General features: G+C 69.3%; 25 protein-coding genes. 11 read left to right on the forward strand and 14 right to left on the reverse strand.

Annotated features, from left to right (window positions below):
- Positions 1-66: 66 nt before the first annotated feature.
- From FIF60_RS10665 to FIF60_RS10695, 7 genes are read left to right on the forward strand one after another with little or no spacing between them, the layout of a single operon-like run.
- Entirely contained in the window at positions 67-1686 is a 1620-nt protein-coding gene (locus tag FIF60_RS10665; RefSeq protein ID WP_239451589.1) for an ABC transporter substrate-binding protein, read from the forward strand.
- Between the two features lie 21 nt (positions 1687-1707).
- Complete coding sequence (locus FIF60_RS10670) at positions 1708-2691, forward strand: ABC transporter permease (RefSeq protein WP_144186062.1); 984 nt, start codon at positions 1708-1710, stop codon at positions 2689-2691.
- Between the two features lie 10 nt (positions 2692-2701).
- A complete protein-coding gene (locus FIF60_RS10675) occupies positions 2702-3547 on the forward strand; it encodes an ABC transporter permease (protein WP_144186063.1) in 846 nt (281 codons plus the stop codon).
- A complete protein-coding gene (locus FIF60_RS10680; RefSeq protein WP_144186064.1) occupies positions 3544-5157 on the forward strand; it encodes an ABC transporter ATP-binding protein in 1614 nt (537 codons plus the stop codon). The genes FIF60_RS10675 and FIF60_RS10680 overlap by 4 nt, the downstream gene beginning before the upstream one ends.
- Positions 5158-5185: 28 nt before the next feature.
- The gene (locus FIF60_RS10685; RefSeq protein ID WP_144186065.1) at positions 5186-6472 is read left to right on the forward strand and encodes an ArgE/DapE family deacylase; all 1287 of its coding nucleotides are present in this window, start codon (positions 5186-5188) and stop codon (positions 6470-6472) included.
- The gene (locus FIF60_RS10690; RefSeq protein WP_144186066.1) at positions 6472-7704 is read left to right on the forward strand and encodes a Zn-dependent hydrolase; all 1233 of its coding nucleotides are present in this window, start codon (positions 6472-6474) and stop codon (positions 7702-7704) included. Before FIF60_RS10685 ends, FIF60_RS10690 begins: the two co-directional genes overlap by 1 nt.
- 14 nt (positions 7705-7718) lie before the next feature.
- Positions 7719-9188 carry a M81 family metallopeptidase gene (locus FIF60_RS10695; protein WP_144186067.1) on the forward strand — a complete coding sequence of 490 codons (1470 nt, stop codon included), beginning with the start codon at positions 7719-7721 and terminating at the stop codon, positions 9186-9188.
- Positions 9189-9192: 4 nt separating this feature from the next.
- On the opposite strand, the gene FIF60_RS10700 is transcribed toward FIF60_RS10695, so the two are convergent.
- From FIF60_RS10700 to gpt, 13 genes are all read right to left on the reverse strand, one after another.
- Positions 9193-10122 carry a sugar kinase gene (locus tag FIF60_RS10700; RefSeq protein ID WP_144186068.1) on the reverse strand — a complete coding sequence of 310 codons (930 nt, stop codon included), beginning with the start codon at positions 10120-10122 and terminating at the stop codon, positions 9193-9195.
- 11 nt (positions 10123-10133) lie between these two features.
- Positions 10134-10784, reverse strand: a complete 651-nt coding sequence (locus tag FIF60_RS10705) for an RraA family protein (protein ID WP_144186069.1) — start codon at positions 10782-10784, stop codon at positions 10134-10136.
- A 21-nt stretch (positions 10785-10805) separates the two neighbouring features.
- Positions 10806-11426, reverse strand: a complete 621-nt coding sequence (locus tag FIF60_RS10710) for a bifunctional 4-hydroxy-2-oxoglutarate aldolase/2-dehydro-3-deoxy-phosphogluconate aldolase (RefSeq protein WP_144186070.1) — start codon at positions 11424-11426, stop codon at positions 10806-10808.
- A gap of 35 nt (positions 11427-11461) precedes the next feature.
- The gene (locus FIF60_RS10715) at positions 11462-12424 is read right to left on the reverse strand and encodes a C-terminal binding protein (RefSeq protein ID WP_144186071.1); all 963 of its coding nucleotides are present in this window, start codon (positions 12422-12424) and stop codon (positions 11462-11464) included.
- 3 nt (positions 12425-12427) lie between these two features.
- Positions 12428-13474, reverse strand: a complete 1047-nt coding sequence (locus FIF60_RS10720; protein WP_144186072.1) for a DctP family TRAP transporter solute-binding subunit — start codon at positions 13472-13474, stop codon at positions 12428-12430.
- Between the two features lie 25 nt (positions 13475-13499).
- Positions 13500-14789 carry a TRAP transporter large permease gene (locus tag FIF60_RS10725; protein WP_144186073.1) on the reverse strand — a complete coding sequence of 430 codons (1290 nt, stop codon included), beginning with the start codon at positions 14787-14789 and terminating at the stop codon, positions 13500-13502.
- The gene (locus FIF60_RS10730) at positions 14786-15289 is read right to left on the reverse strand and encodes a TRAP transporter small permease (protein ID WP_144186074.1); all 504 of its coding nucleotides are present in this window, start codon (positions 15287-15289) and stop codon (positions 14786-14788) included. Before FIF60_RS10730 ends, FIF60_RS10725 begins: the two co-directional genes overlap by 4 nt.
- The gene (locus FIF60_RS10735) at positions 15282-16151 is read right to left on the reverse strand and encodes an SIS domain-containing protein (RefSeq protein ID WP_144186075.1); all 870 of its coding nucleotides are present in this window, start codon (positions 16149-16151) and stop codon (positions 15282-15284) included. The genes FIF60_RS10730 and FIF60_RS10735 overlap by 8 nt, the downstream gene beginning before the upstream one ends.
- 111 nt (positions 16152-16262) lie before the next feature.
- Positions 16263-16580, reverse strand: a complete 318-nt coding sequence (locus FIF60_RS10740) for a hypothetical protein (protein ID WP_144186076.1) — start codon at positions 16578-16580, stop codon at positions 16263-16265.
- A 92-nt stretch (positions 16581-16672) separates the two neighbouring features.
- Positions 16673-17533: an HpcH/HpaI aldolase/citrate lyase family protein gene (locus FIF60_RS10745; RefSeq protein ID WP_144186077.1), complete on the reverse strand. Its 861-nt coding sequence runs from the start codon at positions 17531-17533 to the stop codon at positions 16673-16675.
- Positions 17530-17997 carry a MaoC family dehydratase gene (locus tag FIF60_RS10750; protein ID WP_144186078.1) on the reverse strand — a complete coding sequence of 156 codons (468 nt, stop codon included), beginning with the start codon at positions 17995-17997 and terminating at the stop codon, positions 17530-17532. Before FIF60_RS10750 ends, FIF60_RS10745 begins: the two co-directional genes overlap by 4 nt.
- Before the next feature lie 5 nt (positions 17998-18002).
- Positions 18003-19235: an acyl-CoA dehydrogenase family protein gene (locus FIF60_RS10755; protein ID WP_144186079.1), complete on the reverse strand. Its 1233-nt coding sequence runs from the start codon at positions 19233-19235 to the stop codon at positions 18003-18005.
- A gap of 1 nt (position 19236) precedes the next feature.
- On the reverse strand, positions 19237-19719 hold the full coding sequence (gene gpt, locus FIF60_RS10760; RefSeq protein ID WP_144186080.1) for a xanthine phosphoribosyltransferase: 483 nt from the start codon (positions 19717-19719) through the stop codon (positions 19237-19239).
- A gap of 132 nt (positions 19720-19851) precedes the next feature.
- On the opposite strand from gpt, the gene FIF60_RS10765 reads away from it, so the two are divergent.
- Genes FIF60_RS10765 through FIF60_RS10780 form a run of 4 tightly spaced genes read left to right on the forward strand, consistent with a single transcriptional unit; the run spans position 19852 to position 23179 of the window.
- Entirely contained in the window at positions 19852-20835 is a 984-nt protein-coding gene (locus tag FIF60_RS10765; RefSeq protein ID WP_144186081.1) for an ABC transporter substrate-binding protein, read from the forward strand.
- Between the two features lie 7 nt (positions 20836-20842).
- The gene (locus FIF60_RS10770) at positions 20843-21652 is read left to right on the forward strand and encodes an ABC transporter permease (RefSeq protein WP_144186082.1); all 810 of its coding nucleotides are present in this window, start codon (positions 20843-20845) and stop codon (positions 21650-21652) included.
- Between the two features lies 1 nt (position 21653).
- Positions 21654-22460: an ABC transporter ATP-binding protein gene (locus FIF60_RS10775; protein WP_144186083.1), complete on the forward strand. Its 807-nt coding sequence runs from the start codon at positions 21654-21656 to the stop codon at positions 22458-22460.
- Positions 22457-23179: a haloacid dehalogenase type II gene (locus FIF60_RS10780; RefSeq protein WP_144186084.1), complete on the forward strand. Its 723-nt coding sequence runs from the start codon at positions 22457-22459 to the stop codon at positions 23177-23179. Before FIF60_RS10775 ends, FIF60_RS10780 begins: the two co-directional genes overlap by 4 nt.
- Positions 23180-23185: 6 nt before the next feature.
- On the opposite strand, the gene FIF60_RS10785 is transcribed toward FIF60_RS10780, so the two are convergent.
- Positions 23186-23626: a hypothetical protein gene (locus tag FIF60_RS10785; RefSeq protein ID WP_144186085.1), complete on the reverse strand. Its 441-nt coding sequence runs from the start codon at positions 23624-23626 to the stop codon at positions 23186-23188.
- Positions 23627-23630: the final 4 nt, after the last annotated feature.

Raw genomic sequence — 23630 nt, forward strand, 5'->3', positions numbered from 1 at the left:
TTGCGGCGGCACCTTGGCGCGAGATAGCCTTGCCGCAAGGGAAGGCCCAAAAGGGGAGACACGAGGATGATGACCGAGGCACGCAAGGCTGCCACGTCCGCGCTCGGGCGGCGCACGCTGCTCGCTGCATCCGCCGCCGCGCCCGCGCTCATGACGCTCGGCGAAGCCCGGGCGCAGGGCGTGGCGCCGAGGCGCGGCGGCGTGCTGAACACGATCATCACGCCCGAGCCGCCCGTCCTGATCCTTGGCGTGAACAACCAGGGGCCGACGCTGATCGTCGCCTCCAAGATCTACCAGGGGCTCCTGACCGTCACGCCGTCGCTCGACCCTGCGCCCGACCTCGCCAAGTCCTGGACGCGCAGCGACGATGGGCTGACCTACACCTTTGCCCTGCAGGAGGGCGTGAAGTGGCATGACGGGCGGGACTTCACGTCGGAGGACGTGATCTTCTCGATCATGAAGTTCCACATGGAGGTGAACCCGCGCGCCCGCGCGATCCTCCAGCGCATCGACAAGGCCGAGGCGCCGGACGCGCACACCGTGCGCTTCACCCTCAAGGCGCCGTTCGAGCCGTTCCTGCTGATCTTCGACGTCACCGCCTGCGCGATGGTGCCGAAGCACATCTACGACGGCACCGATTTCCGCAACAACCCCGCCAACGCAACGCCGATCGGCACCGGCCCCTTCAAGTTCGCCGAATGGCAGAGGGGCAACTTCATTCGCATGGTCCGCAACGAGCAGTACTGGAAGCCGAACCAGCCCTATCTCGACGGCATCACCTGGCGCATCGTTCCCGACAGCCAGAGCCGCGCGCTCGCGCTGCAGACCGGCCAGGTGCAGATGACCACCTCGAACGACATCGAGCCGTTCGACGTGCCGCGCTTCCAGCAGCAGCCGAACCTGACCGTGGCGCTGAACGGCTGGGAGTACTTCTCCCCGCTCTCCTGGATCGAGATCAACAACCGCCTCGACAACCTGAAGGATCCGCGGTTCCGCCGCGCCATGGCGCATGCGGTGGACCGCAACTTCATCGCCCAGAGGCTCTGGTTCGGCGTCGGCAAGCCGGCAACCGGCCCGATCGCCTCGACGACGCGCTTCCACGACCCTTCGGTGCAGATGCCGGCCTTCAACCCGCGCGAGGCGAACGCCATCCTCGACGGCATGGGCCTGCGGCCGAACGCGCAGGGCGTGCGCGCGTCGATCAAGCTGATGCAGATCCCCTATGGCGAGGTGTGGAACAGGCTTTCCGAATACCTGCGCCAGGCCATGCGTCAGGTTGGCATCGAGGTCACGCTCGAGAGCACCGATGTCGCGGGCTGGGTGCGGCGCCTCGCCGCCTGGGAATTCGAGACGACGATCAACTTCGTCTACCAGTGGGGCGACCCGACGCTCGGTGTCGAGCGCACCTACGTCACCTCGAACATCCAGAAGGTCGCGTTCACCAACACCGCAGGCTACTCGAACCCCGAGGTCGACCGCCTGTTCGAGGCCGCGCGCAATGCCGCGCAGGCGGAGGAGCGGCGGCGGCTGTTTTCCGAGGCGCAGAAGAAGATCGTCGAGGACATGCCGCTCGTGTGGCTGATGGAACTCGCCTTCCCGACGATCCACGACAAGCGCCTGAACAACGTGATCAGGACCGGAACGGGCGTGCATGCGAGCTTCGACGACGTGTTCCTCTCCGCCTGAGGGCGGGGAGACGGCACGGCGATGGGCGCCGCCAAGCTCCTGAGGTTCCTCGCAGCGCGGAGTGTGAAGGCGGTGATCGTGGTGCTCGCGATCGTCGTCTTCCAGTTCGTGCTGATCCGCCTCGCCCCCGGCGACCCCGCGAGCGTGATCGCGGGGCAGTCCGGTGCTGCCGATCCGCTATTCATGCAGCAGCTGCGCGAGCAGTTCGGCCTCGACAGGCCGATGCACGAGCAGCTGCTGATCTATCTCCGCGACATGGCGACGCTCGACCTCGGCTTCTCGCACCGACAGCAGCAGCCCGTCGCCCGACTGATCCTCGAACGGCTTCCCGCGACGCTGCTCCTGACCGGCACGGCCTTCCTTCTCGCCATCACCGGCGGCGTGGCGCTCGGTGTCATGGCCGCCCGCCGCGTCGGCCGGCCGGCAGACAGCGCCATCACCGTTCTCGCGCTCACCTTCTACGCAACGCCCATCTTCTGGGTGGGCCTCATCCTGGTGCTGATCTTCTCGGTCTGGCTGGAATGGCTTCCGAGCTTCGGGATGTTCACCGTCGGCGCCGAACTCTCCGGCTGGGCCCATGCGCTCGATGTGGGCAAGCATCTCATCCTGCCTTCGCTTACGCTCGGGCTGTTCTTCCTCGCGATCTATGCGCGGCTCGCGCGCGCCTCGATGCTCGAGGTGGCGGACCAGGACTTCGTTCGCACTGCCCGCGCCAAGGGCGTGCCGGAGGGGCGCATCGTGCGCGCGCACGTGCTGCGCAACGCGCTCCTTCCCGTCATCACCTTCGCCGGCATCCAGGCGGGCCAGCTCGTCGGCGGCTCGATTCTGGTCGAGACCGTGTTCGCCTGGCCAGGCATCGGGCGGCTCGCCTTCGATGCGCTTCTCGCGCGCGACTATGCGACGCTTCTCGGCGTGTTCTTCTGCACCGCCGTGATGGTGGTGGTGTTCAACCTGATCACCGATCTGCTTTACGCGGTCGTCGATCCGCGGGTGGAGGTCGCATGAGCTGTCCGTCATGAGCTTTTGGCGCCGCTTCGCCCGCAACCTCGGCGCGATGGTCGGGCTCGCCATCCTCGCGCTCGTCGCATTGATGGCAGTGCTTGCGCCGGTGCTGTTCCCGTTCAGCCCCTGGGAAATGCGCGGCATTCCATTCATGCCGCCGGGAGAGGCCGGGTTCCTGCTTGGTTCCGACAGCCTCGGGCGCGACGTTGCCGCGGGCATCGCGCATGGCGCGCTAGTCTCCTTCCTGGTCGGAGGCGTCTCGACGGTCGCGGCGCTTCTGCTCGGCGTCACGCTCGGCGCGCTCGCGGGCTACGCGGGCGGCTGGGTGGATGACGCGATCATGCGCTTCACCGAGTTCTTCCAGACGATCCCGAGCTTCGTTCTCGCGGTGGTGCTCGTTGCCATCTTCACGCCCTCGATCGCTTCCATCGTCGTCTCGATCGCGATCGTCTCCTGGCCGCCGGTGACGCGCGTGGTTCGCGCCGAGTTCCTCTCGCTTCGCTCGCGCGAGTTCGTGCAGGCCGCGGAGGTGCTCGGGCGCGGCCGTATCGCGATCATGGTCACCGAGATCCTGCCCAATGCGCTCTCGCCCATCATCGTTCTCGCCTCGCTGATGGTCGCGACCGCCATCCTGCTGGAGAGCTCGCTGTCCTTCCTGGGCCTCGGCGACCCCAACCTGATGTCCTGGGGCTTCATGATCGGCTCGGGGCGGAGCGTGATCCGCATCGCCTGGTGGATGAGCGTGTTCCCCGGCATCGCCATCTTCCTCACCGTGCTCGCGCTGAACCTGGTTGGCGAGGGGCTGAACGATGCGCTGAACCCGCGGCTCGCGCGCCGGCGCGGCATCGTCGTCACATGACGTCGCCGATCCTCTCGATCGAGAACCTCACGATCGGCCTGCCCGCGGGCGGCGACCGCGCCAACGCCGTCGAGGACGTTTCCCTTGCGGTGCGGCCCGGCGAGATCCTCTGCGTCGTCGGCGAGAGCGGATCTGGCAAGTCGATGACCGCATCGGCCGTGATGGGGCTGCTCCCGAAGGGCCTTCCCGTGCGCAGCGGGCGGATCATGTTCGAGGGGAACGACCTCCTGACCTTGCCGGCCGAGACGTTCCGCGCGCTGCGCGGCGCGCGCCTCGGCATGGTGTTCCAGGAACCGATGACCGCGCTCAACCCGCTGATGCGCGTGGGCGACCAGATCGGCGAGGCGTTCCGGGTGCATGGCGAGAAGGGCGACATCCGCTCGAAGGTTCTGGCACTTCTCGAGGACGTGCGGCTGCCTGACCCGCCCTCGATCATCGGGGCCTATCCGTTCCGCCTCTCGGGGGGGCAGCGGCAGCGCGTGATGATCGCGATGGCGCTTGCCCTCGGCCCCTCCGTGCTGATCGCAGACGAGCCGACGACGGCGCTCGACGTCACCACGCAGATGCAGATCCTGCGCCTGATCCGTGGCCTTCAGGAACGGCGTGGCACGGGCGTGCTTTTCATCACCCATGATTTCGGTGTCGTCGCGGAGATCGCCGATCAGGTGGCGGTGATGCAGCACGGCCGTGTGGTCGAGCACGGGGAGGCGGCGCAGGTACTGAACGCGCCGCAGCACCCCTACACCCGCGCGCTGACCGCCGCCGTGCCACATGGCCGCGCGCGGCCGGCCGAGACGCATGCGCCCGAGCCGGTTCTTGCTCTCTCGGGCGTCGAGAAGTCCTTCCGTCGCGGAGGCGGATTGTTCCGCCGTGGCAGTCCCGTCCAGGCGGTGGCGGATGCCTCGTTCACCCTCGTGAAGGGCGAGACGCTCGGCCTCGTCGGCGAGAGCGGCTCGGGCAAGTCCACCCTCGCGCGCTGCGTCGTCCGCCTCGCCCAGCCGGAGAAGGGTGAGATCCTGTTCCACGGAACCGATCTGCTTCCTCTCGGCCGCGCTGCGATGCAGCCCTATCGTGCCCGCATCCAGATGGTGTTCCAGGACCCCTACGCCTCGCTGAACCCCCGTCGGCGCGTCGGCGACATCATCGCCGAGGGGCCGGTGACGCATGGCGTGCCGCGCGACAAGGCGCTCGCGCGCGCCCTCGAGCTCCTCGCCCTCGTGCAGCTCGATGCCGGCGCGATGGAGAGGTTCCCGCACGAGTTCTCCGGCGGCCAGAGGCAGCGCATCGGCATCGCCCGTGCGATTGCGCTCGAGCCCGAGCTCCTGATCGCAGACGAGCCGGTGAGCGCGCTCGATGTCTCGGTGCAGGCGCAGATCCTCGACCTGCTCGACGGCATCCGCAAGCGCCTCGGCCTGACCATGCTGTTCATCACGCATGACCTGCGTGTCGCCGCGCAGGTGTGCGACCGCATCGCGGTCATGCAGCGTGGGCGGATCGTCGAGATCGGGCCGACGGCCAAGGTGTTCGGCGCGCCCGAGCATCCCTATACGCGCGAGCTGCTCGACGCGATTCCCGGCAAGGCCTGGACGCCACCGCTCGAGGCGGCCTAAGACACGCCAGACATCAAGGAGAGTTCGGGTGACGATCGACCCAGGGGCGAAACGCGCGATCCTCGATGCGGTCGGCGCGTTGGAAGGCGAGGCGGAGGCGATGCTCGCTGGCCTGGTGCGGTTTCCGAGCACGCTCGGCAACGAGGGGCCCTGCCTCGACCATGTGGCGGAGCTGTTCGCGGGGCTCGGCCTTCCGGTCGATCGTGTCGCGACGCAGCCCTCCAAGCTCGCCTCCCATCCCGGTTACTCGCCGCCGCTTCTTTCCTACGAAGGGCGCGACAATGTCGCCGCCGTTCACCGCCCACGCGCCGCGACGGGGCGGAGCCTTGCGCTCCAGGCGCATGTCGATGTTGTGCCCGAAGGCGCTGCGGAGCTCTGGACCGCGCCGCCCTTCGAACCCGTGGTGCGCGATGGCCGGATGTACGGCCGTGGCGCGGGCGACATGAAGGCCGGTCTCGTCTCCAACATCATGGCCTTCAAGGCGCTGCGGGAAGCCGGCCTCGCTCCGGCCGCGCCGGTGCAGTTCCAGGCGGTGATCGAGGAGGAGTGCACGGGAAATGGCGCGCTCGCGACCATGCTCGCCCTGCCGCGCACCGACGCGGTGATCATCCCCGAGCCTGGCCCCGGCGTTCCCGCGCTCTATACGGCCGAGGTCGGCGTGGTGTGGGCATGGGTGACGGTGATGGGCAAGCCCGCGCATGTGCGCGAGATGCAGGCCGGCGTCAATGCGATCGAGGCGGCGATGGCGATCGCCGCGCGGTTCAAGAACTACGAGAACGAGATGAACCGCGCCGAGCGCGTGCATGCCTCGTTCCGTGGCGTGAACCATCCCGTGAACGTCAATCTCGGCACGGTCGAGGGCGGCGAGTGGAACAGCTCTGTTCCCTCGCGCGCGCGCATCGGCCTTCGCGTCGGCGTGATGATGGGTTATTCCGCCGCCGAGACGAAGCGCGACATCGAGCGCATCGTCGCCGAATCGGCCGCCGATCCCGCGCTGAAGGGGGCAAAGGTGCACCTCTCCTGGGGCGGCTTCATGGCCGACCCGTGCGTGTTCGACACCGATGCGGAGATCGTGCGGCTCGCGCGCGAGAGCTATGCGGAGGTGACGGGTGGAGCGCTGCGCGACTATCCCGCCACGGGTCTCACCGACGGGCGCTTCTTCACCCTCTACCAGGACACACCCGTCGCCGTGTTCGGGCCGGACGCCGATGCCATCCACGGCATCGACGAAAGTGTCGGTCTCGCCTCGATGCATGCGATCACGCGCACCATTGCACTGACGCTCGCGGCCTGGTGCGGAACGGAGCCTGCCTGATGGCATCGAACCTTCCCGTCGACGGCGAGCGCCTCTGGTCCAGCATCATGGAGCTGGCGAAGATCGGGCCGGGCATCGCCGGAGGGTCGAACCGCCAGACCCTGACCGATGCAGATGGCGAGGGCCGGCACCTGCTGCGCCGCTGGTGCGAGGAGCTCGGGCTTGCCATGAGTGTCGACCGCGTCGGCAACATGGTGTTCACCCGCCCGGGCGCCGATGCGACGCTTCCGCCGGTCGCCTTCGGCAGCCATCTCGACACGCAGCCGACAGGCGGCAGGTTCGACGGCGTGCTGGGCGTGCTGGCCGGGCTCGAGGTGATGCGCGCGCTCGCCGATGCCGGAACGGTCACCCGAGCGCCGCTGATGCTGATCAACTGGACGAACGAGGAAGGCGCGCGGTTCTCCCCGCCGATGATGGGCTCGGGCGTCGCGATGGGCCTGTTTGAAGAGGCGGAGGTTCTCGCCAAGACCGACCCCGCTGGCGCCGTGTTCGGTGCGGAGCTCCGCCGCATCGGCTGGGCGGGGGAGGCGGACCCGGCCGCCCTCCAACAGCTCGGCGCCTATTTCGAGCTGCATATCGAGCAGGGGCCGCTTCTCGAGACCGAGGGCGCCGATGTCGGCATCGTCACCGGTGCCTCGGCGCAGGCCTGGTTCGAGGTGACAGTAACGGGCGCCGAGGCGCATGCCGGCAACGGCATGGGGCTGAGGCGGGATGCGCTGGTGGCAGCGTCGCAGATGATCGTCGCGATCGAGGGCATTGCCCATGAGCTCGGCGGGAACGGCACGGTCGGCCGCGTCTCGGTCTCTCCCGACAGCCGCAATGTCGTGCCCGGCCGTGTGTGGTTCACCGTCGATCTGCGTCATGCGCGCGCCACCGCACTGGCGGAGATGGAGCGGCAGGTTCGGGTCCGCATCGGTGCGATCGCGGGCGCACGGCGCGTCTCTGCCGGGATCGTTCCGTTCTGGTCATTCCCCGAGACGCCGTTCGACGCGACGCTTGTCGGCCGGCTGGGCGAGGCGGCGAAGGCCCGCGGCTACCGTTTCCTGGAGATGCCGACGGGCATCGGCCATGACGCCGTCTATGTCGCCCGGCGTGTGCCGACCGCAATGATCTTCTGCCCCTGCCACGGGGGGCTGAGCCACAACGAGGCGGAAAGCATCACGCCTGCCTGGGCCGAGGCCGGCTGCAAGGTGCTCGCCGATGCCGTGCTGGCCACGGCCGGCGTTGCCTGAGAGGAAGGAACCGTATGCGTATCGGTGTTGCCGGCTTCCAGCACGAAAGCCACTCCTTCGCGCGGTTTCCCGCAGACATTGCCGCGTTCGAGAAGCCGGGCGGCTTCCCGCCGCTCTCGCGCGGCGCGGCGATGCTCGGCGCACTCGCCGGGACACGCGTGCCGGCGGCCGGCGCCATCGAGGCGGCCGAGGCGGCGGGACACCAGGTCGTGCCGCTCGCCTGGGGCATGGCCATGCCGTCTGCCCCCGTCACGCGCGAGGCCTTCGACACGATCGCTGGTTGGATCGTCGAGGACGCTGCGGCAGCGATGCCGCTCGACGGCCTCTATCTCGACCTGCACGGCGCGATGATGGCCGAGCATGCGCCTGACGGCGAGGGCGAGCTTCTCCGCCGGCTGCGCGCACGCCTCGGCCCCGACCTGCCGATCGCCGTCAGCCTCGATCTCCATGCCAACGTCACGGAGGCGATGGTGGACGCCGCGGACGTCATCACCGCCTACCGCACCTATCCGCACATCGACATGAAGGAGACCGGCGCACGCGCGATGGAGCAGCTTCTCGCGCGGATCGCCCATGGCGCGCCCTATGCGCGCGCCTGGCGGCCGATCGACTTCTTCATTCCGGTTCCGGCGCAGTGCACGATGATGCCGCCGATGCAGCAGATCTACGCCGTGCTGCCCGAGCTCGCCGTGGCCTGCGGGGCGGTCGATCTCTCGCTCTCGCTCGGCTTTCCCTATTGCGATTTCGACGGCTGCGGCCCTGCGGTCACGGCCTATGCCACGACGCAGGAAGCCGCCGACGAGGCTGCCGACAGGCTTCAGCGCATGGTCCTCGACCAGCGCAAGAACCTGAACGCGAAGCTCTGGCCTGCGGACGAGGCCGTCGCCCATGCCCGGGCGCAGGCCAGCCTCGGCGGCCCGCCCATCGTGCTCGCCGACACGCAGGACAATCCCGGCGGCGGCGGGCACGGCGACACGACAGGGCTTCTCTCCGCGCTCGTCGCAGGCCGCGCGCATGGCGCGGTGATTGGCGTGATCAACGACGCAGCGAGTGCCGCGGCAGCCCATGCCGCGGGCGAGGGAGCGACCATCGAGCTCTCGCTGGGGGGGGTGAGTGATGGCGTGCCCTATCGCGGGCGCTTCACCGTGCTGCGCCTCGGCGACGGCCGCTTCACCTGCACCGGGCCGATGACGCGCGGCAACGCCGCCGATCTCGGCCCGACCGCGCTTCTCGAGATCGAGGGCGTCAACGTCGTCGTCGCGAGCCGGAAGATGCAGGCCTATGACCAGGCCATGTTCCGCCATGTCGGCATCGAACCGTCCTCCGTGCCGATCATCGCGCTGAAGTCGAGCGTGCATTTCCGTGCCGACTTCCAGCCGATCGCCAAGGAGGTGCTTGTCGTTCTCGCGCCCGGCCCGGTGGTGGCGGACCCTGCGACACTTCCCTTCAGGAAGCTCCGCCCCGGTCTCGCGCTGAGCCCGTGAGCCCTCAGGGCCTGAGCAGCGCGCGCACGGCCTCGGCGCTGGGGATCGGCGCGACGGCGCCGTAGCCTGTCGTCGAAAGCGCGGCGGCGGCGTTGGCGTAGCGAAGCGCCTCCTCCGGCCCGTCGCCGAGCACGGTGCGCGCCATGAAGGCGCCGCAGAACGTGTCGCCTGCGCCCGTCGCATCCACGGCCTTGACCGGATGCGGCGTGGCGCGGACGCGGAGGCCCGATCCGGTGGCGAGCAGCGCGCCATCCGCCCCGCACTTCACCGCGACGAGCGGGCAGCCGAGCCGGAGGTAGTAGTCTGCGATCGCATCGGGGTCGGCGAGGCCGGTCAGCGCCTCGGCGTCCTCGCGCGAGGGGAAGGCCATGTCGGCCTGTGCGATGGCGGCGTCGATCACCGCCTTCGCGCGCGCGGGCGGCCAGAGGCGAAGGCGGAGGTTGGTGTCGTAGGCGACCTTCACCCCCGCCTTCCTCGCCACGGCGATCGCATGGAACACGGCGTCTGCCGCGGTGGTGCTGATCGCCTGGGAAATGCCAGACGCGTAGAGGATCTTCGCCTCCGTGATCGCCTTCTCCGGCACGTCGCGCGGCGTGTAGCGCGCAGCGGCCGAGCCGGTGCGATAGAAGGTGAAATGATGCCCTTTCGCATCGTGCGTGACGAAGTAGACGGCGGTCGGTGCATCGGGGCTGCGGATGACGGTCGAGGTGTCGATGCCTTCGCGCGCCCAGAGCTCCATGAAGCTGTCGCCCGCCGCGTCCTGCCCGATCGCGGTGACGTACCCTGCGCGCACGCCCTGGCGGGAGGCCGCGATGGCGGCGTTCGAGGTGTCACCGCCATGGCCCTGCAGGAACAGAACGCGCCCGTCGTCCTGGGCCGGGAGCTGGTTGAACTCCAGCATCGGCTCGCCCATCGAAAGGATGTCGACCGCCATCGCCCGCGCCCTCAGATGCGCCCGTACTTTGCCAGGCCCTCGCGCAGTGAGCCGGAGGAGACGATGAGCTTGGCCTGTTCCGCCTCGCGGGCATCGATCTCGCGCGCCTGCTTCAGGACCTCGGCCGCGGCATCGGGCGGCACCACGCACACGCCGTCCTCGTCGCCGACGATCAGGTCGCCCGGGCTGACGAGGATACCGCCGATCATGACAGGGATGGCGGAGGCGACGGTGCGCGTGCGCCCGAGCGTCGTGCCTGGGCTGACGCAGCGGGCGAACACCGGCAGGTCGTAGTCGCGGCGGATCTCGGCGAGGTCGCGCACCCCGGCATCGAGCACCGCGCCGGCGTGCTTGCGGGCGAAGGCGCCGGCGCTCATCAGCCCGCCCCACACCGCCACGTCCGGGTCGCCGTGCATGCCGATGCAGATGACGCTTCCTGCCTTCGCCTCGTCGATCGCGTCGAGCGCGGCCTGTGGCGGCAGCACCTCGCGCGTCGGCGCATGCAGGACCGTCACCGCGGGGCCCACGAGGCGCCTGGCGTTGATGCGGTTCTTGATCTCGTGCGCCATGTAGCCGCGCCGCCCCGTCACCTTGTCGAGCGCGTCGGCGACCGAGGCGATCGCCACGTGGCGGAAGCCGTCGAGAATCCCGTGGTCAAGCATGTGTGTTTCCTGTCCGTACCGTTACGCCGAGAGCGCGGCACGCGCCGCTGCCATCACTTCGTCCTTCGCGCCCTTGCCGATCAGCTCCTCGTCGACGAGCTTGCCGCCGATCCCGACGAAGGCCGCGCCGGCCTCGAGATAGGCACGCAGGTTGGAGGGGTCGACGCCGCCGGTTGGGCAGAAGGACACGTCGGGGAAGACGCTCTTCAGGGCCTTGATGTGCGAGGGCCCGCCCATCGAGGCGGCGGGGAAGATCTTCACCACGTCGGCGAAGCCCTCGAGCGCCTCGACCACCTCGTCGGGCGTCAGCGCGCCGAGCATCACGAGCGCGCCGAAGCGACGGCCGGCCGGTACGATCTCAGGCTCGTTCCAGGGGCAGACGATGAACTTCGCGCCGGCCTCGCCGCAGGCATAGGCCTCCGTCGCCGTCCTCACCGTTCCGGCGCCGACGAGGAGCGCGGGATCGGCCGCGAGCTCGCGGATGAGCTCGGTCGCGCGCGGCACCGTCAGCGTGATCTCGAAGGTCGTGAACCCTGCCTCGCGAAGCCAGGCAACGGCCGTGCGCGCCGCCTCCTGCGTGCGTGTCCGCACCACGGGAACGACGCGCGCCTCGACCAGGCGCGGCAGAAGGGGGTGGCTCATCCGGCATTCTCTCCCGTGACGGTGTCGGATCGATCTCAGCGCGGCAGGTTGACCTGGTGCAGTGGCTTCTCGCCCCTCAGCACGCGGGCAACCTCCTCGGCCGCCTTGCGCTGGAGATCGGCGATCGCGGCCTCGCTGTACCATGCGGCGTGGTCTGTCAGAATCACGTTGTCCAACCCGCGAAGGGGGCTGTCGGCGCGCAGCGGCTCGGTCTCGTACACATCGAGGCCGGCGGCAAGCACGCGGCCTTCCGCGAGCGCGGCGGCGAGGGCTGCCTCGTCGACGAGCCCGCCGCGCGAGGTGTTGACGAGAACGAGCGTGGGCTTCACCTGGGCGAGGAAGGCGCGGCCGACGATGTGGCGCGTCGCGTTGTTCAGCGGCGCATGCAGGCTGATCGCGTCCGCCTCGGTTGCGACCGTATCGAGGCTCGCAAGCTGCGCGCCCTCCGGCGCGGCCTTGAGGAACGGGTCATGCACCAGGACCCGCGCGAAGCCGAGGCCCGCGGCCTTGCGGTGGAACGCCGCGCCGATGCGGCCATAGCCGATCAGGCCGAGCGTGCCGCCCCGGATGCGGTGGACCTTGCGGTCCATCGGCACGCCCCAGCCCTGCGCGCGCACGCGGCGATCGGCTTCAGGGATGCGGCGGATCGCGGCGAGCATCAGCGCCAGCGCATGGTCCGACACCTCCTCGGTGCCGTAGTCGGGCACGTTGCACACGGCAATGCCGCGGGCCGCCGCGGCAGTGGTGTCGATGTTGTCGTAGCCGACGCCGTAGCGGACGATCACCTTCGCTTTCGTGCCCGCGATCGCTGCGGCATCGACGGGCGTTTCGCGCACGAGCACGGCATCGGCCTGCGCCATTTCGGTCGCCGCCTTTGCGGCATCGCCGCGGCAGGGGCGGAGAACGAACTCCGCCTCCGCCTCGGCGAGCACGGCCTTCTCCGTGTCGTAGCTCGCATAGCCGTCATCGAGGACGACGACGCGGTGCTTCGCCGCCACCGCTCAGGCCGCCCGCTGCGCGGCCTTGGCCTGCTCGACCGCCGCGAGGAGCTTGTCGACCCAAGGCTTGCCGACCTCGCCCTCGAGATAGGTACGCACCGGAGGCTGGGCGACGCGCCGCCAGGCCTCGCGCTGCTGCGGCGTGAGCGCCGTCACCTGCATGCCCTTCTCCTTCAGGATCGTCTCGGCGTTCGCATCCTGCGCGGTGGTCATGCCGCGATGGATCCATTTGGCGATTTCGATGCCCTGCGAGACGGCGAGCTTCTCCTCCGCAGAGAGGCGGCCCCAGAACCGGTCGCTCATCAGGTAGGCGTGCAGGCTGTAGACATGCCCGTTCAGGGTGATGAACTTCTGCGTCTGGTAGAGCGAGGCGGCGAGGATGTTGGTGACGCCGTTCTCCTGGCCGTCGACGGTGCCCTGCGCCAGGGCGGCAGGCAGCTCTGCCCAGTCGATCGCCGAGGGCGAGGCGCCGAAGGCCTCGACGAGGCGGAGGAACACGGGCGCCGGCTGCACGCGGATCTTGAGGCCCCTGAGGTCCTCGGGCGTGTTCAGCGCGCGCTTGGAGTTGGTGAAGTGCCGCACCCCGTTGTCGGCATAGGCCATCAGCCGGATCTGCACCTCGCTGCGCATCGCCTCGGCGACCTCGCGGCCATAGGCGCCGTCGAGCACGGCCCAGGCGACGGACTGGTCATCGAACGCGAAGGGCAGAGCGAACACGCCGAAGGTCTTGAACAGGGGCGAGATGCCGCCGTCATGCACCACAGCCATCTCGAGGCTGCCGAGGCGGAGCTGTTCCATCACCGAATTGGCGTTGCCGAGCTGCCCGGCCGGGAAGATCTCCACCTTGGTCCTGCCGCCCGTCGCCGCCTCGACATGCGCCTTGAAGGCGAGCGCCGCGGCGTGCTTCGGCTGGTCGAGCCGGCCAGGCTGGAAATGCGTGTAGCGGATCGTGCGAGCGGCCTGGGCCCGCACGATCGAGGGGGCGGCGAGGGTGGCCGCGCCGGCAGCGCCTGCGAGGATCAGCGCATCGCGTCGCGAGATCGTCGTCATGACCATGTCTCCTCCGGGTTCGTTGTCACCGAGTATAGCCCAACAATCCCGGCAGCCCATTGGAGAGGCCGGGGACCAGGATGATGGCCGCGAGCACCACGAGGTGGGCGGCAAGGAAGGGCCCGATCGCGCGCACGATCTGCCCCATCGGGATGCGCGCGACGACGGTGATGACGAAGAGCACGCCGCCGACGGGAGGCGTGATCATGCCGATCGTCAGGTTCAGGATCACCACCATCGCGAATTGCAACGGGTCGATCCCCGCCGATGTCGCCACCGGCGCGAGGATCGGCACGAGGATGATCACGGCCGGCAGCGTGTCGATCACGAGCCCGCAGAGAAGCAGGAACAGGGCGATGGCGACGAGCAGGCCGAGCCTCGGCAGGCCGAGCGACAGGAGGAAGCGCGAGATGTCCTGCGGGATCTGAAGCGAGGTCAGCATCCAGGCGAAGACCGATGCCATGGAGATGATCAGCAGCACGGCCGAGGTCATCAGTGCGGTGCGCACGAGGATTGCGGGAAGCATCGCGAGCCGCAGCGTGCGTGTCACGGCAAGGCCGACGAAGAGGGCGTAGAACACCGCGACGGCCGAAGCTTCGGTGGGGGTGAACACGCCGCCATGGATGCCGCCGAGGATGATGAAGGGGAGCAGCAGGGCGGGAAACACCGACCAGTCCTGCCGCAGATAGGCGCCCCAGGGCTGCCGTGCCTGGCCGCCGCCATAGCCGCGCCGTGCGGCGATCAGGTGGTTCACCACGGCAAGCGCAAGCCCCATCAGCAGGCCCGGAACGATCCCGGCCATGAACAGCGCGCCGACGGAGACGGAATTGTCCGTCAGCGCATAGATCACCATGATGATCGAGGGCGGAATGATCGGCGCGATGATCGCGCTCGATGCCGTCACGGCTGCGGCGTAGGGCGCGGCGTAGCCGGCCTGGCGCATCATGCGGATGATGATGCTGCCCGGCCCCGCGGCATCGGCGAGCGCGCTGCCGGAGATGCCGGCGAAGAAGATGCTCATCAGGATGTTGGCGTGGCCGAGCCCGCCCTTCACCCGTCCGATCGCCTGCACGGCGAAGCGGAGCAGCAGGTCGGTGATGCCGCCGCCGGACATGAGCTCTGCCGCGAGGATGAAGAAGGGGATGGCCATCAGCGGGAAGCTGTCGATGCCGCTGAACAGGCGCTGGGCGATGATCAGCGGGCTCGCGATGTCGGCGGCCACGAGCACGACGGCCCCGGCAAGCCCCATGGCGAGCGCGATCGGCAGGCTCGCGAGCAGCCCCGCGCCGAACAGGATGGCGAGAAGCGTGCTCACGCGGGCTGGTCCGGCCCAGGTTCGGCGAGGTCGCCGCGCCCGGCGGCGAAGCTACGGAAGCCGAGCAGAAGGTGCACCGCCATCAGCCCGGTGCCGATCGGGACCGCGAGGTAGACCATGCCGGTCGACCATTGCAGCACCGGCGTCCGCTGGCGCATCGCGAACTCGGCGTATTCCCAGCCGATCCAGGTGAGCGCGCCGAGGAAGCCGAACATGACGAGGCCGACGACCCCGCGCAGCGCGAGCGCCGGAGCGCGCGGCAGGGCCTCGACGAGCAGCATCACCGCGACATGGTTGCCGTGCCGGAGTGCCAAGCCCGCGCCGAGATAGGCGAGCCAGATCATCATGTAGCGCGTGAGCTCCTCGACCCAGCCGAACGAGGCGTTGAAGAGGTAGCGCGCGCAGACATTGCCGAACACGAGCAAGGCCATCGCGCCGAGCAGCGCGGCGAGGACGAGCCGGTTCAGGGCGACAAAGCCGCGGTCGAGCCGGTCAAGCATGCTGGCGGCGGCGCTTCGGCGTGGCTTCGGCGACGCGGCGGCCGGCGAGCGCGCGCTTCATCTGCGCGAGCTTCTCCGCGATCGCCGGCGGCGAGATAAGTGCGGCGCCGACCGCCACCATGTCGATGAGAGCGAGATGCGCGAGCCGCGACAGCATCGGGGTGAACACGGTCGTGTCCTCCTCGACGGCTGCGGCCAGCAGCACCGACGCCTGCTGCGCGAGAGGCGAGGCCGGCGCGGTGATGGCGACGACGACCGCGCCGTTCGCGGCGGCGAGGGTGACATTCTCGATCAGCTCGCGCGAGCGGCCCGTATGCGAGATCGCGAGAACGACCGAGGCGCCGTCGAGCGTCGCGGCCGCCATCGCCTGCATGTGCGGGTCGGACCGTGCGACGACGCCGCGGCCCAGCCGGAACAGCTTGTGCGCGGCGTCCTCCGCCACGGCTGCGGAGGCGCCGAAGCCCCAGATCTCGATGCGCCCCGCGCGCACGAGGGCGCGCGCAGCCGCCTCGACCGCACCCGGGTCGAGCATCGCGCGAAGCCGCTCGAGCTCGGCGATGGCGCTGTCGAGCACCGCTTCGGAGGCCCGGGCGATGGGCTGGCCAGGCTCCACCTGGCGATGCACCCGCGCCGGTGCCGGCCCGCGATCCTCCTGCGCGAGAGCGATGCGGAAGCCCTGAAACCCCGCGAAACCCAAGGCGCGGCAGAAACGGATGACGGTTGGGTCGGAGGCTTCGGCGGCGCGCGCGAGCGTGGCGACCGTGCCGCGCATCGCCGCGTCGGGATCGGCAAGCACCGCCTCGGCGACGCGACGCTCCGCCGGGCTCAGCATGCTCCAGGCCGCAGCGATCCGCGCGCGCATGGCCTACCTCGGTGGCATGTCCTTACGGCACCCATGCGATCGCATGGGCGGATGGAGGAATGCTACGCGGAAGCCCGCTGCGTCAAGGAGCGTGTAGTGTTGCTACGGCGCTCAGCGGCCGCGCGCGATCGCCTCGTCGGCCCAAGCCTCGAGGGCGCGCGCCTCGATGCCGAGGCGATCGATGTCATGGTTGAGGCAGGAGAGCTCGTCGCCATAGCGGACGAGGCCCGCTTCGAGGCCGGAGACGGCGCGATCGAGATCGCCGAGCGCGAGGCGGAAGCTGTCCATCGCCGCCTGCTGCTCTGCCAATGCAGTGTCGAGCGAGGCGAGCGCGCGGGCGAGGCGTGCCTGGCCGTCTGCCGTGCTGGTGACCTTGCCCTGAAGGGCCTGGCGAGGGCGGAAGGGAATGACCTGGGCGGAGCCGTGCATGGCCGTCTCTCCGGTGATTCAGAACATGGTTAATAAGACGTAAAAACTCCTTACTTTGCAATCCACGCGTGTGTATTCAGCGTCGAGTACAGTCAGGTGCCCAGAATTCGCCGCGCCTGCACCAGATGAGGACGGTCGACCATCTTGCCGTCGAGCGAGATCACGCCCGCGCCCGGGCTGGCAGCGAAGGCCGCGACCACCGCTTCGGCCCAGCCCTTCTCCGCGGCGGTCGGGCTGAAGGTGGCGAGGATCACCGGAACCTGTGCGGGGTGGATCGCCATCCGTCCGGCATAGCCCATCCGCCGCGCGTCGGCGCACTCGGCGGCGAAGCCTGCCTCGTTGCGGAAATCGGCGTAGACCGTGTCGATCGCCGGCACCTCCGCCGAAGCAGCGCCGGCGAGCGTCATGCTCCGCGCGAGGCGGTAGAGATCGTCCCACGTGCCATCGGCGACGCGGTTCGATTTCGCAGCGACCCCGGCGGCGAGATCCTCCCCACCCCAGGTCATCGCCGCGAGCCGAGGGCTGCCACCGTAGCCGCCGAGGGTGAACAGGGCAGCCGGCGTTTCCGTCACGATCGGCATCACGCGGATGGAGCGGTCCGCGAGCCCCTCGCGCGCCTCGAGGGCGGAGAGCGCGGCATCGAGCGTGCGGAGATCGGCAGGCGCGTTGCACTTGGGCAGCACGATGCCGTCTGGCTTCGCGCGCACGATGCCGGCGAGGTCCGCCATGGTGAGCCCCGTGTCGAGCGCGTTCACCCGCACCCAGCCCTGCGGCCCCCCGGCCGAGCGCGCGCCGAGCCAGGCTGCCGCCATCTCGCGCGCGATCGGCTTGCGCTCCGCGCCGACGCTGTCCTCGAGATCGAGGATCAGCGCATCGGCGCCGCTGTCGGCCCCCTTGGCGAGCTTGCGCTCGCTGTCGGCGGGAACGAACAGGAGGGCGCGCGGAACGCTCATGCCGTCATCTCTCCGGTGGGCCGCTTTCTCATCAGGGCAGCGCGTCGGCAGCGTGCGACGAGCACGCCGTCCTGCCGGAACGCCTCGTGCAGGAAGGTGACGATGCCCTCCGCAGGTCGCGATCTGCTCTCACGGATGCCGATGACGGTCGAACGGATCGACACCGTGTCGCCGTGGAACAGCGGCGCAGGGAAGGCGATCTCCTCGAAGCCGAGATTGGCAACCGTCGTGCCGAGCGTCGTGTCGTGCACGGAGATGCCGACCATGAGCCCGAGCGTGTAGAGCGAGTTCACGATCGGTCGCCCGAACGGCGTCGCCTTCGCGGCTTCCGCGTCGAGATGGAGCGCGGCGGGATTCATCGTGATCGAGCAGAAGAGGACGTTGTCGCCTTCCGTCACCGTGCGGCGGATCGGGTGGTCGAACACCATCCCTTCGGCGAACTCCTCGAACCAGAGCCCGGGCATCGCCGCTACTCCGCCGCCCTGGAACCCGATGCCGCGCGGAACTTCCGTGCCGGCACCGACGCACGGTTGGCGTCCTTGAAGCCGAGCGCGTCTTCCGCGATCAGCACCTTCTGCACGTTGGTCGAGCCTTCGCCGACATTCAGCATCTCGATGAAGCCCTTGAACATGCTGATCGGATACTCGTCGGCCAGCGCATAGCCGCCGAAGATCTCTGTGGCGTTGGCCACGGCCGTCTTCGCCGCGCGGGAGGCGAAGTATTTCGCGAGCGAGGCGATGCGGTTGGCCGGCAGCCCGGCATCCATCGTCTCGGCGAGCTCACGCACCAGCGCGCGCGCCGCGGCGATCTCCGCCGCCATGTCGGCTACCAGGCCCTGGACGAGCTGGTAGCGGCCGATGGCGCGCCCGCCCACCTCGCGCGTGCGCGCATAGTCGAGCGCATGGTCAAGGCAGCCCTGCGCGGCGCCGACGAGGCGGGAGGACACGGTGAGCCGCCCGTATTCGAGCGCGTTCATCGCGATCCGGAAGCCCTCTCCCTCCGCACCAAGCCGGTTGGTGGCCGGAACGGAGAACCCGTCGAGGAACACGGCGCAGGAGGAGAGTACGGGTGAGAGGTTGCGCATCCGAATCTTGTCCGCGCGGTAGCCGGGGCCCGATTTCGGCTCGACGATGAAGGCGGTGATGCCCTTGTGCCCGGCCGACGGGTCGGTCTTGGCGAACAGCACCCCAACATCCGCCTCGTGGCTGAAGGTGATCCACTGCTTCGAGCCATCGAGGACGTAACGGTCACCGTCGCGCCGCGCGGTCGTGCGCATCGCGCCCGCAGGGTCGGACCCGCCGCCAGGCTCCGTCAGGGCGAACATGCCGATGCGCTCGCCGGCGATCACCGGCGGCACGAAGCGGGTGACCTGCTCCTCGGTTCCCCAGTTCAGGATGGTGAAGGGGCAGGTCATCGCCTGCAGGTTCATGCAGTAGCCGAGATCGGGACGGATTCGGCTGATCTCCTCCGAGATCACCGCCACCGCCATGAAGCCGATATCCGAGCCGCCGACGCTCTCGGGGAACGCCGCGCCGAACAGCCCGGCCTCGCCCATCGCCCGCACGAGCGGGCGGGGAAACTCCCCACGCGCCTCGTATCCGCCGATCTCCGGAACGATCCGGGAGGAGAACAGGCGGGTCACGGTGTCGCGCAGCGACGCATAGGGTTCGGGAAGCGGGTTGGGGGGAGGGATGACGCGCATCTCAGCGCACTCCGGTCCTTGCCTTCGCGATGGGTGGGGTGAATTGCGGCTCCGTGTCCCAGGGGAACAGGATCCACGTGTCCTGGCTCACCTCGGTGACGTAGCTGTCGACCATCGTCTGGCCGGCCGGCTTGGCATAGACGGTGGCGAAATGCGCATCCGGCAGGAGCGCGCGCACCACCCTGGCGGTGGTTCCGGTATCGACCAGGTCGTCGACGATCAGCCAGCCCGCGCCCGAGCCCGCCGCGGTGGGTGGCTTCGTCACCCTCGGCTCGCCACGGTCCTGCTCCTCGTAGGTGACGACGCTGACCGTCTCGATGATCCGGCAATCGAGCTCGCGGGCGATGATCGCCGCCGGGATCAGCCCCCCGCGGGTGATCGCGACGATGCCCGACCAGGGGCCGAGGGGCAGGAGCTTCCAGGCGAGCGCCCTGCCGTCCCGGTGAAGCTGGTCCCAGGTGACCGTGTAGTATTTCTGGCTCACGCCGATCCTCGCCCTTTCTCCCCGGCTGCCCGCCCAGCCGACGCCGGCCGCTTTAGCACGCGCCGTGCCGGGGTGACAGAACCGGGCGGTTTGGCTAGCGTCGCGCGCAACAACACGAAGGGGAGCTCTGGGATGTCGAACCGCATCTTGGCCGGCTGCGCGCTGGCCATTGCCCTTGCCGCCGCGCCTGCGCAAGCCCAGCTTGCCGCAGCGCCCGCCCCCCTCAACCCCCCGGTGAAGCTCACCGTCGGTGCCGTGAAGGTGCCGCATGTCGCGCCCTTCTCCCGGGTGGCCGACCTCGCCCGGCCGCTCGGCGTCGAGGTCGAGATGGTGAACTTCGTCCGCTACGCCGATGTGCGCACCGCGCTCGCCTCAGGCTCGATCGAGGTCGGCTCGATCGGCCCGGCCGACGTTCCCATCGCGGTCAGCCAGAACCTGCGCGGCATCGTGGGGCTCTTCGGGGTGGGCGTTTCCGCCAAGCACCCGATTGTCCGCAACGGGGTGACGCTGAACAGCTGGGAGGAGCTCTACGGCAAGCGCGTGGCGATCGCGCCCGGCTCGGCCGTGTGGTTCCAGTTCGCCGCGACCGTGACGGAGGCGAACATCAACTATGGGCGCCTCAACATCGTGAACATCCAGGGCGGCGGCCAGCCCTTCGTCCAGGCGATGCAGCGCGGCGACATCGACCTCTTCATCGGCTGGGAGCCGTTCGAGAGCATGGCGATCCAGCAGGGCCTCGGCACGCGCCAGACCGCGCTCGACTACTCGAAGTCCAAGGCCGTCGGCGCCGAGCTCGGCATGGTCGGCGCGACGCGGGCGGCGATCGAGAACAAGCGCGAGGCGCTTCGCCGGCTCGTCTATGCCTATCTCCAGGCGCAGGCCGAGATGTCGGCTTCGAAGGAGGCGCTCGGCAACGCCATCGCTGCCTGGACCGGGCTCGACGCGCAGGTGGCGCGGGCAGTCGCCAATGACATGACGCTCGAGCAGTCGCTCACGCTCGCGCAGATCCAGGCCCAGGCGAAGGAGTTCCATCGCCTCGGCGTGCTGCAGCGCGACGTCTCTGGCGAGATGGCCCAGTTCTTCGACGAAAGCATCATCATGTCGGTGCGGCGCTGAGCCGCTGATGGCAGCGATCGCGCGCTCTTCCTCGCCTTCGCCCCTTCTCGGCCTTGCACTCCCCGCCGCGCTCGTCGCGGTGTGGGAGGTGCTCGGCCGCGCAGGGGTGGTTCCCCAGGGGATCCTGCCGGCGCCTAGCCTCGTCGCCGCCACCTGGTGGGACTGGGCCGTCGGGCCTTCCGGCATGGGGCTGAACCCCTATCTCGGCACCTGGTTCGAGACGGTGCTGTTCAGCGCGCGGCGCGTCTTCACAGGCTTCGCAGCGGCGATCGCCCTCGGCGTTCCGCTCGGCATCATGATCGGGTGGAACCGCCTCGTCGCCGGCGCGTTCGATCCGCTCATCCAGTCGCTCCGGCCCATCCCGATCACCGCCTGGCTGCCGTTCTCCATCGCGGTGTTCGGCATCCGCGATGCCGGGGCGGTGTTTTTGATCGGCCTCGGCGCCTTCTTCCCGATCGTCGTCAACACCACGGCCGGGGCGCGCGACACGCCGCGCAACCTGATTCGCGCCGCACGGATGATGGGGGCGTCGGAACGTCAGCTGCTGCTCCGCGTCGTGCTTCCCAACGCGCTTCCCGCGATCTTCACCGGCATGCGGCTGGGCCTGGGCATCGCCTGGACGGCCGTGATCGTGGCGGAGATCGTCGCGGTGAAGTCGGGCCTCGGCTACGTGCTGTGGGATGCCTACTACGTCGGACGGATGGACGTGGTGATCGCCGACATGGTCTCGATCGGCATCGCCGGCTTCCTGTCCGACCGCATCCTCGTCGCGATCGGCCATCGCGTGCTGCATTGGAAACAGTTCGGGGCGCGCTGAGATGGCGGCGGTCGACATCGCGGGTGTGCGGAAGGTCTTCGGCGGAAGGGCAGGGGAGGTCGAGGCGCTCGCCGCCATCGACATGGCGCTCGTGGAAGGCGAGTTCGCCTGCATCCTCGGCCCGTCGGGCTGCGGCAAGTCGACGCTTCTCAACATCATCGCCGGCTTCGAGGGGCTGACCGCAGGCGAGGCGCGGGTGTTCGGCGAGGGCGTTGCGAGGCCCGGGCCCGACCGCGCGGTGGTATTCCAGGAGGCGAGCCTCTTCCCCTGGCTCACCGTGTGGGACAACGTGACCTTCGGTCCCCGCATGCTCGGCCGGCCGAAGGAGGAAACCGACGCGCTCGCGCGCAAGTATCTCGGCCTCGTCGGCCTTGCCGGCTTCGAAAACCACCTGCCCGACCAGCTATCGGGCGGCATGAAGCAGCGCGTCGGCATTGCCCGCTGCCTGATCCTCTCCCCCCGCGTGTTCCTGATGGACGAGCCATTCGGCGCGCTCGATGCCCAGACGCGGATGCAGATGCAGGAGTTACTCCTGCATGTGTGGGACGAGACGCGCGGCACCGTGCTCTTCATCACCCACGACATCGACGAGGCGATCTTCCTCGCCGACACAGTCTATGTGATGACGGCGCGGCCGGGGCGCATCCGCTCGCGCATCCCGATCGACCTTCCCCGCCCGCGCACCATCGAGGTTCTGACCGACCCGCGCTTCAACGCGCTGCGCGCAGACATCCTGCACCAGATCCGCGAGGAGGCCTCGAAGGCGACGCGCGAGTTCGAGGAAGCGGAGAGGAGCGCGCGGCGATGAACGAGGCCGGCGTCGCGCCGGTGAAGGCGCTCGTGTTCGACGTGTTCGGCACGGTGGTCGACTGGCGCGGCTCGGTCGCGCGCGAGGTCTCTCTTGCGGCGCGCCGCCTCGGCGTGGAGACGGACGGCTTCGCGCTCGCCGATGCCTGGCGCGGCGAATACGCGCCCTCGATGCAGCGCGTCGCGCGCGGCGAGCTTCCCTGGACGGTGATCGACGACCTGCACCGCGCAGCGCTCGACCGACTTCTGCCCCGCTTCGGCCTCGGCGCAATGGACGAGGCCGCCCGTGCCGACCTGACGCTCGCCTGGCACCGGCTAGACCCCTGGCCGGACAGCGTCGCCGGACTGGCACGGCTGAAGCGGCGCTTCGTCATCGGCACCCTCTCGAACGGCAATGTGGCACTTCTCGTGAACATGGCCCGCCATGCCGGCCTGCCGTGGGACGTGATCTTCTCCGCAGAGACCTTCCGCGCCTACAAGCCCGACCCGCGCACCTATGACGGGGCCGCGGCGATGCTGAGGCTCGAGCCGGCGGAGGTGATGCTGGTCGCGGCCCACAACAACGACCTCGCCGCCGCGCAGGCGCGCGGGCTCGCCACCGGCTTCGTCGCGAGGCCGACCGAGTACGGTCCGGAGCAGGCCAGGGACCTGCATCCCGAGGGGGATTGGGACGTGGTCGCGCCGGATTTCTTGCGGCTGGCGGACGCTCTCGGCGCCTGAGGCCACTCAGCGACCAGGCAGGGCAACGCGCATCGTCCTGCCGCCATAGCCGTATCGTCGGTCACGGGCCTCCACGATCACGCTGCGGACGGCAGCCGGAATCGAGACCCCATACAGATCCCGGGTGAAGGGTTGCTCATCGGCGTGATCGTGGAAAAGCGTACGTTCCCCGAAAGCGGTGCCCGCTTCGTCCCTCACCCGGAAGCCATCGGCATAGCGCTCCGCGGTGTCGTACGGTGAGGAGATCGTCACGTCGAAATCGTACCGTCCGTCGCCTGACCGGCGAACCGAGACGCCCACGACATCAGGGAAGCGCTGCTCGGCCCGCGCCGCGGCAGGAATGAGCAGCATGCCCGTGAGAAAGGTGCGGCGAGGCGGAGGAGCCGCCATAAAAATCTCCTGGAATTTGCCGGTCGCAGGGTCGGCGATACTGCTCGAACCGGGCAAGGCA

Origin of the sequence: Elioraea rosea, from assembly GCF_007644105.1 — a bacterium.
GTDB classification, from domain to species: Bacteria; Pseudomonadota; Alphaproteobacteria; order Acetobacterales; family Acetobacteraceae; genus Elioraea_A; species Elioraea_A rosea.

Bases quoted from the DNA above. Each gene is read 5' to 3' on its own strand.
- FIF60_RS10710 (WP_144186070.1), bottom strand. From the start codon at position 11,426: ATGAGCCACCCCCTTCTGCCGCGCCTGGTCGAGGCGCGCGTCGTTCCC.
- FIF60_RS10770 (WP_144186082.1), top strand. From the start codon at position 20,843: ATGGCAGCGATCGCGCGCTCTTCCTCGCCTTCGCCCCTTCTCGGCCTT.
- FIF60_RS10775 (WP_144186083.1), top strand. From the start codon at position 21,654: ATGGCGGCGGTCGACATCGCGGGTGTGCGGAAGGTCTTCGGCGGAAGG.
- FIF60_RS10745 (WP_144186077.1), bottom strand. From the start codon at position 17,533: ATGAGCGTTCCGCGCGCCCTCCTGTTCGTTCCCGCCGACAGCGAGCGC.
- FIF60_RS10730 (WP_144186074.1), bottom strand. From the start codon at position 15,289: ATGCTTGACCGGCTCGACCGCGGCTTTGTCGCCCTGAACCGGCTCGTC.
- FIF60_RS10670 (WP_144186062.1), top strand. From the start codon at position 1,708: ATGGGCGCCGCCAAGCTCCTGAGGTTCCTCGCAGCGCGGAGTGTGAAG.
- FIF60_RS10735 (WP_144186075.1), bottom strand. From the start codon at position 16,151: ATGCGCGCGCGGATCGCTGCGGCCTGGAGCATGCTGAGCCCGGCGGAG.
- FIF60_RS10705 (WP_144186069.1), bottom strand. From the start codon at position 10,784: ATGCTTGACCACGGGATTCTCGACGGCTTCCGCCACGTGGCGATCGCC.
- FIF60_RS10680 (WP_144186064.1), top strand. From the start codon at position 3,544: ATGACGTCGCCGATCCTCTCGATCGAGAACCTCACGATCGGCCTGCCC.
- FIF60_RS10750 (WP_144186078.1), bottom strand. From the start codon at position 17,997: ATGCCCGGGCTCTGGTTCGAGGAGTTCGCCGAAGGGATGGTGTTCGAC.
- FIF60_RS10700 (WP_144186068.1), bottom strand. From the start codon at position 10,122: ATGGCGGTCGACATCCTTTCGATGGGCGAGCCGATGCTGGAGTTCAAC.
- FIF60_RS10740 (WP_144186076.1), bottom strand. From the start codon at position 16,580: ATGCACGGCTCCGCCCAGGTCATTCCCTTCCGCCCTCGCCAGGCCCTT.
- FIF60_RS10755 (WP_144186079.1), bottom strand. From the start codon at position 19,235: ATGCGCGTCATCCCTCCCCCCAACCCGCTTCCCGAACCCTATGCGTCG.
- FIF60_RS10765 (WP_144186081.1), top strand. From the start codon at position 19,852: ATGTCGAACCGCATCTTGGCCGGCTGCGCGCTGGCCATTGCCCTTGCC.
- FIF60_RS10695 (WP_144186067.1), top strand. From the start codon at position 7,719: ATGCGTATCGGTGTTGCCGGCTTCCAGCACGAAAGCCACTCCTTCGCG.
- FIF60_RS10690 (WP_144186066.1), top strand. From the start codon at position 6,472: ATGGCATCGAACCTTCCCGTCGACGGCGAGCGCCTCTGGTCCAGCATC.
- FIF60_RS10780 (WP_144186084.1), top strand. From the start codon at position 22,457: ATGAACGAGGCCGGCGTCGCGCCGGTGAAGGCGCTCGTGTTCGACGTG.
- FIF60_RS10675 (WP_144186063.1), top strand. From the start codon at position 2,702: ATGAGCTTTTGGCGCCGCTTCGCCCGCAACCTCGGCGCGATGGTCGGG.
- FIF60_RS10665 (WP_239451589.1), top strand. From the start codon at position 67: ATGATGACCGAGGCACGCAAGGCTGCCACGTCCGCGCTCGGGCGGCGC.
- FIF60_RS10720 (WP_144186072.1), bottom strand. From the start codon at position 13,474: ATGACGACGATCTCGCGACGCGATGCGCTGATCCTCGCAGGCGCTGCC.